We start from the raw sequence: 6,442 nt of genomic DNA on the forward strand, positions 1-6,442 counted from the left end.
TCATAAGGAAAATAACACTTTTTATTTTTTTGTAAATTAAATTCATCCGTAGATAATGCAACTATTAAATAGTCACCTAATTTTTTTGCTCTTTTTAATAAATTAATATGTCCATAATGTAACAAATCAAATGTTCCATAAGTTATTATTCTTTTCATTTATGCCTCTTTATATATTTAGTGTAAGGATTTTCTAAATCAATAATATCTGTATTATGATGCGAAACTTGTTTTTCTTTTGGTGGTAATTGCATATAATTACCATATACTTGTGTTAACCATTTATCATAATGAGTTGGAACTTTTACTATTAAATTTTCAAATTGCATATCTATTCCTTCTCCATACCAATCAACTGGAACTATTTCTTTTTTACCCCATGTTCCACAATAATTTGCAAGCAAAGAACTTTTTTTTATTGATTTAAATAATTTATCTCTTTTTTGCAGTACTAAATTAGAATTTGGATATATTATTTTTAAAATTAAAAAGAGTATTTTACGAACTGCTTGTTTATAAAAAGGAAGTTTTGTATTATTTAAATCAAATCTTATTCTAAACCTTAAACTTATGTTATACAAATCAACTATAAATGATTTGAATTTATTTGTAGGATAATAATCCAATGGAAAAATATCCATATAAACTCCATGATTCATACTATATTTATTGAAACAATGTTGAATAAATGTAGTATTTGAATTTCTAATTTTTGCAAAAATTAAAGGATATTCTTCATCAGTAATATGAGTTTGGAGGAAATATGGTTTATTTAAATATTTTTGTGCAACAGCTAAAAATTTTTCATAGTCTTCTCTTGGCATAGCAACATCAATATCATCATCCCAAGGGATAAAACCTTTATGCCTAACTGCTCCCAACATTGTTCCGCCTAAAACATAATACTGCAATTTTTCTTTATTGCAAATATTTACAAATTGTTCTAAAAGTTCAAGCTCTTTTTGTTGCAAAAATTTTATATCGAAATTAGTAAAATTTCTAACATTTAACATTTTTATACTCCTAATATATTTATATTTTTTAGAATTAATTTATTCTTTTTTCTAAAAAAACTAGTCAAAAATAGTTTGATATTTTCCTATAGCAAAACTTGATGGTAAAAAATACATTCCACTAATTACCATACCAAAACAAATAAACAATATTATTAACATTATCGCTTTTATATTTTTATTTGCACTTATAGTTTTAAAACATTGTGGAATTATGTAAATATAAATAGAAACAAAATATAAAGCCATTCTATTTAAACCATTTTTAATTGATATAAGGTAAAATAAAAAACCTGTTAATAACAAATATAAAAAGAAAGACCATTCCATAAATTTAATGGATGAAAATTTCCTAAAATTTTTAGTGTAAATTAACCAAGAAAATAAAAATATTACGAACGTAATAAAAATATACAAATATGCACCAAGCGTATTATGTAGATGATAATTTGTATATGAATAATAAGAATCTATTGTATTTTCTAATAAAAAATTAAATATTTGATCACTAAATATAAAAATAATTGTAAATATCGGTATGAATAATAATATATTACGAATTGATAATTCTATTTTTTCTGAAACAAAGTATAATGGAAAAATAATCAATAAAAATATTGCTGATTTATGGAAATTTGCAGCAATTAATACCAATGTAAAAGATAGAATTAATTTTTTACGAACTATTATGTAATAAGCTAATAAAATTATTCCTATTGCTATTGATTGACGAATATTAATAAGTGCAGTGTTTAAACCATTAAAAATACACCAAATAAGAATCGGTAATAATTTATTAGTATCAAATTTTTTTATTAAAAGAAATACTGGCAAACAACACAAAATTGCACATGATGAAAAAAATATAACTCTATTATCACCAAATATAGTATAAATTATCTTATTAAATATTACATATCCTTTTTCAAAATTAAACACATTAAAAATCATATCTAATCTTTGTCTACCAATCATTTCGTAAATATAAAAATATTTTTCAGAATCAGGAATAATATCTGATCTTAAGCCCAAAAACAAAACACATTGTATAAATGATAATAATAAGAAAATATTATCTCTTTTTTCATTATCTAAAGTACAAAAAGATATCGTAAAATATTCAAAACAAATCAAAATTATTAAAATAATAAAATATGTCAAATTTTAATCCTAATTATAAAATTTCTGATATTTATAACTCATTAATTTTGCAGAAAACTTATTTTGTATTAAATTAACTGAGACATTTGAATATAATTTATAATCTATATCCAAAATAGTATTTATTTTGTTTTTCAAGGTTTCTATGTTTTTAATTTCAAAAAACAATCCAATCTTATTACTTTTTAATTCATTATAAACAGGAATATTTGTTAATATAACCGGTAATCCACAAGCTAAAGATTCATAAACTGTTAAATGAAATCCTTCGGATAAAGAAGTGGAAACATAAAAGTCACTTGATTGTAGATAATCTTTTACATTATTAACATAACCTGTAAATAAAACATTTTTATAATTATTAAGTTCCTTTTTACATATTTCTAATAGTTGTCCTCTTGCTCCACAAAAAACAAAAAATAAATTTTCATTTTTTATCTGTTTTATAACATTTACTAACGTTATCGGATCTTTTCTTTCTATAAAAGAACCACACCAAATAAATATTTTTTTATCTGTTGGTAAGTTTAACTTTTTTTTCAATTCAATTTTATTTTCTATAGGTTTGAAATATTCGGTATCTATACCATTATCAACATAATCAAATTTCATTTTTGAATATTTTTTATTTAAAATCATTGATAATAATCCAGAAACAGCAATTCTATTATTAAATTTTGAAAGAATTTTTCTCTGCAAAAAAGACATTATCTTTCCAATACAAAAACCATACTTTAAAACATAATCAATCGCAAAATCACAATGAATTGTTGCCATTTTTTTATATTTTTTACTTATAAACAAGCCAGTCAATAAAATATCTCTAAAACCATTACAATGAATTACATTGGGATTTATTTTCTGTATTGTTTTTTTTAGTTTAATTCCTCCAAAGACAAACCCTTTTAATCTACTTAAATTTAATTGAACAATTTCAATATTTAAACTTTGAAAATCGTTTATCATTGTATCTTGCAGTTCTTTAGATAATGTTATTATTATTGGCTTATATTTTGTTAAATCTAAATTTTTAACTATGTTATATAAAACAATAACAGGTCCGGATTTTCTTAATGTTGATATACAATAAACTATTTTCTTCATCCTACAACCTTGTGATATACAAATCTTAACTTTTGTTTTAATGAAATCGGTAAAATTTGTTTTATTTTACAATATACTTTTTTCTTTAGAGATAGAGATTTTACATATTCTTTTACAATATCTGTTATATTGTTATTTTGCTTTATTAAATTGAAAAGATTGATTCTTGTATTTTTATTTATAGAATATTGTTTAAATGCGGATTGTGCTTTAAAACAAACATTATGTTTTTGTTCCAGTAAAGTTATTTCGTTATTTAGTTTTAATTCTTCTATAATTTTTTTGCCTTTATTGGTTATAGGTATTAATGTTGATATACCATCTTCTCTATTATCAAAAGTTGAACCCCAAAAATCGCCTATTCTGATATCCGCAAAATCAAAAGAACTTTTTGCATTGCAATTATAGCAGCTGTCATTTAATAACAAATTACTGAAAAATAATGTATAAAACGGATTCTTATTCTCTTTTATAAAAAAGTCATTTATTTTCGTTGTGTAACTATGGCGACCAGGTTTTTTATCTCTAAAACTTAAGTTTTTTACTTCTTCTATTTTCTTTTATTTTTTTATGTATTCTAAAAACTTGTTCCACATTAAATATGTTGGAACTCCATGGCAGAAAAAATCTATTAATATTAGTTTATCCCTACAATTGTTTTGTTTGGCAACTAAACTTAAACCTGCTATTTGGCAAGGTGTTCCAAACACTATAAATTTATCATTACTTTTTATTATTTCATCAAAACTTTGTGAACAATTGCTTTGTAAATATTTTGAACCTTTTAGCAATTCCAAATCTTTTAAATTATCAACTATAATTGTTTTTGCTTTTTGCTCTGCATAATCGTAAACAACACCTGCTATTTTATAACCATTATCTAAACCATATCTTGCAAATTCAAAAGCTATTCCGCCTGAGCTGCAACTTTGTTGAACGGAGTTATCTAAACTCCAACTTGCATATAAAGGTAAATTTTCAAATTTATTTATAGAAGAATTATCAATAAATTTAGGACAAACTTTTACACATTTACCGCAATCAACACATTTCTGTTTATCTAATACTGCAGTATAAAAACCATCTTGCAATAGTTCTATTTTTATGGCTTTTGTAGGACACACCACATAACAAGCAGAACATCCTGTACACGATAAATTATTTTCTATGCAATTATTCATTATTCACAACTTTCCCTAAATATTGCATGGCTGTTTGCCTTTCTTGTTCTATTAAAGAATTTACTTTTGACCAATCAAAATTTTGTGTTAGTGTATTATTTAAATCATCCCAATTATCAAGTTTTGCCTGAGAAGCATTAAATTGATTTAATAGAAAATTTATTTTGTTTGTGTTTGAATTTCTAACAAAACAAGCAAAAGGTTTGTTAGTTAAGATTGATAAAACACTACCATGAAAAGTGTCTGTAACTACACATTGTGCCTTTTTAAATATATTTATTAGCTCTATTGGTGTTACATTTATATTTTCATCTACCCAATTGTGATAAAATCCGGGAGAAATTATTTTTAAATTATTTTCTTTTGCATACTTTATAATATTTTCATATTCTTTTTTATCATTTAATCTGTTATCATAAGCATAAACAAGTAAATATTTTTCTTTTGGAATTTTATTGCAAGGTAAATTTTGTTCTTCTTTATATCCATATAATAAAACAGGATCACACAATATAGGAATTTCTTTGTTTAATATTTGTTTAATAGTTTGTGCAGAAGATAAATCTCGTGCAGAAAGAAAATTAAATCTTTCTAAACCTGATTTTATAATTTCATAACAGCCATGTTTTTTTATTTCTTCAATATTTGTTTGTCCAAACACAGGAGCATAAGCAAAAATTAAAGGCGTAGTTATTGTATGGGAATACATCATTATATTTACTCCAGCTTCTAACGACCAAACTTCATCACTTCCTATACAAACGGCATCCAATTCTTGTTGATTGGGATATAAAGGCAAAAAATTATAATTTGATTCTTTAAAATTATTTAGTATTTTGTGTTTTTCTATATTGAATTTTGTTTTTGCTATTCCTTGTTGTTTTAAATATTTTAAGTAAAACGGAATAGATTTTAACGATATATTGTATTTATTTGAAAGTTCTTTCTCTATAAAATCAAAATTTTTGTTATATGTTAGTATATAAGGAATATGTCCTAAAATTTTTAAAGTATTATATAAGCCATGCATTTGTAAAATTGCACCATGATTATGAACTTGATAATGAGTTAATATCCCTATTTTCATATTCTTATCTCAACACCTTTTTATAGAATAAAGTTCTTATATTATTTGGCATTAATACTTGTGTAATAAAGCGAACTGTTATATTGAACAAATAATACGGATAATTTATTATTTTCATTTTTAACATTTGCTTTGAAACTTCTTTGTTACTTTTAAAATATTTATAACTTCCACGACGAGCAAACATATTTTTATCCGTTCTGAAATTTAAAAGTATTTCGGGAATATTTTTCATTTGATAATTTGCTTTAACAAGCCGTGCCCATAAGTAATAATCTTCCATTTGGTAAAATGTTTGATAATTGCCTGCCTTTAAAATATCTTCTTTTTTAAACATTACCGTCGGATGATTAAAAGGAGAACGAATCTTTAAGTATTGTTTTATCTGCATATCTTCCAAAGGTACTTTTCTTATTGATGTTTTTTCGTTAGTTTGAGAATCAAATTCCTGTATATAACCACCAACTATTGTTAAATTAGGATTATTTTCAAATTCTTTTAGTTGCAGTTCAAACCTGTTAGGCAAACTAATATCGTCACTATCCATTCTTGCAACCAACGGATATTTACATTTTAAAAGACCTTGTTGAAGTGCTATTCCTAACCCTGAATTTTTTTCAAGCCGTAAAATATCCAAACTATCTCTATATTCATTTATGACTTGTTCAAGCTCATTTGGTATTTGTCCGTCAACTACCAAAACTATTTGGCTTGGTTTAACTGTATTATTCAAAACACTATCAATAGCTTGTTTAAGCCATTGAGGATTGTCTTTATAATAAGCGGACATGAGTACAGAAAAATTCATTAAAAATTTTTCTCCGAAAAATTTTGAGGTATAGATGTATGGAAGTATTGAGGTATGGAAACGACCATACCAACGACACTACAAAACAA

The 6,442-nt window shown here is 24.0% G+C and carries 6 protein-coding genes and 1 pseudogene; all 7 read right to left on the reverse strand.

What is annotated here, in order from left to right:
* On the reverse strand, positions 1–158 hold a 158-nt coding region (locus ACMUOV_RS08085; protein ID WP_413854630.1), incomplete at its 3' end, for an adenylyltransferase/cytidyltransferase family protein.
* Positions 155–1,012, reverse strand: a complete 858-nt coding sequence (locus ACMUOV_RS08090; RefSeq protein ID WP_413854624.1) for a LicD family protein — start codon at positions 1,010–1,012, stop codon at positions 155–157. The genes ACMUOV_RS08085 and ACMUOV_RS08090, both read right to left, overlap by 4 nt.
* Positions 1,013–1,072: 60 nt before the next feature.
* The gene (locus ACMUOV_RS08095) at positions 1,073–2,173 is read right to left on the reverse strand and encodes an EpsG family protein (protein ID WP_413854626.1); all 1,101 of its coding nucleotides are present in this window, start codon (positions 2,171–2,173) and stop codon (positions 1,073–1,075) included.
* A gap of 9 nt (positions 2,174–2,182) precedes the next feature.
* Positions 2,183–3,277 carry a glycosyltransferase family 4 protein gene (locus ACMUOV_RS08100; RefSeq protein WP_413854627.1) on the reverse strand — a complete coding sequence of 365 codons (1,095 nt, stop codon included), beginning with the start codon at positions 3,275–3,277 and terminating at the stop codon, positions 2,183–2,185.
* Positions 3,274–4,458: pseudogene (locus ACMUOV_RS08105) on the reverse strand (Coenzyme F420 hydrogenase/dehydrogenase, beta subunit C-terminal domain). The gene ACMUOV_RS08100 and the pseudogene ACMUOV_RS08105 overlap by 4 nt, the downstream one beginning before the upstream one ends.
* Complete coding sequence (locus ACMUOV_RS08110; RefSeq protein WP_413854628.1) at positions 4,451–5,545, reverse strand: polysaccharide pyruvyl transferase family protein; 1,095 nt, start codon at positions 5,543–5,545, stop codon at positions 4,451–4,453. The pseudogene ACMUOV_RS08105 and the gene ACMUOV_RS08110 overlap by 8 nt, the downstream one beginning before the upstream one ends.
* Before the next feature lie 4 nt (positions 5,546–5,549).
* A complete protein-coding gene (locus tag ACMUOV_RS08115; RefSeq protein WP_413854629.1) occupies positions 5,550–6,353 on the reverse strand; it encodes a glycosyltransferase in 804 nt (267 codons plus the stop codon).
* Positions 6,354–6,442: the final 89 nt, after the last annotated feature.

It is taken from the genome of Candidatus Ruminimicrobium bovinum, from assembly GCF_902760015.1.
In the GTDB taxonomy this organism is placed as follows: domain Bacteria; phylum Elusimicrobiota; class Endomicrobiia; order Endomicrobiales; family Endomicrobiaceae; genus Ruminimicrobium; species Ruminimicrobium bovinum.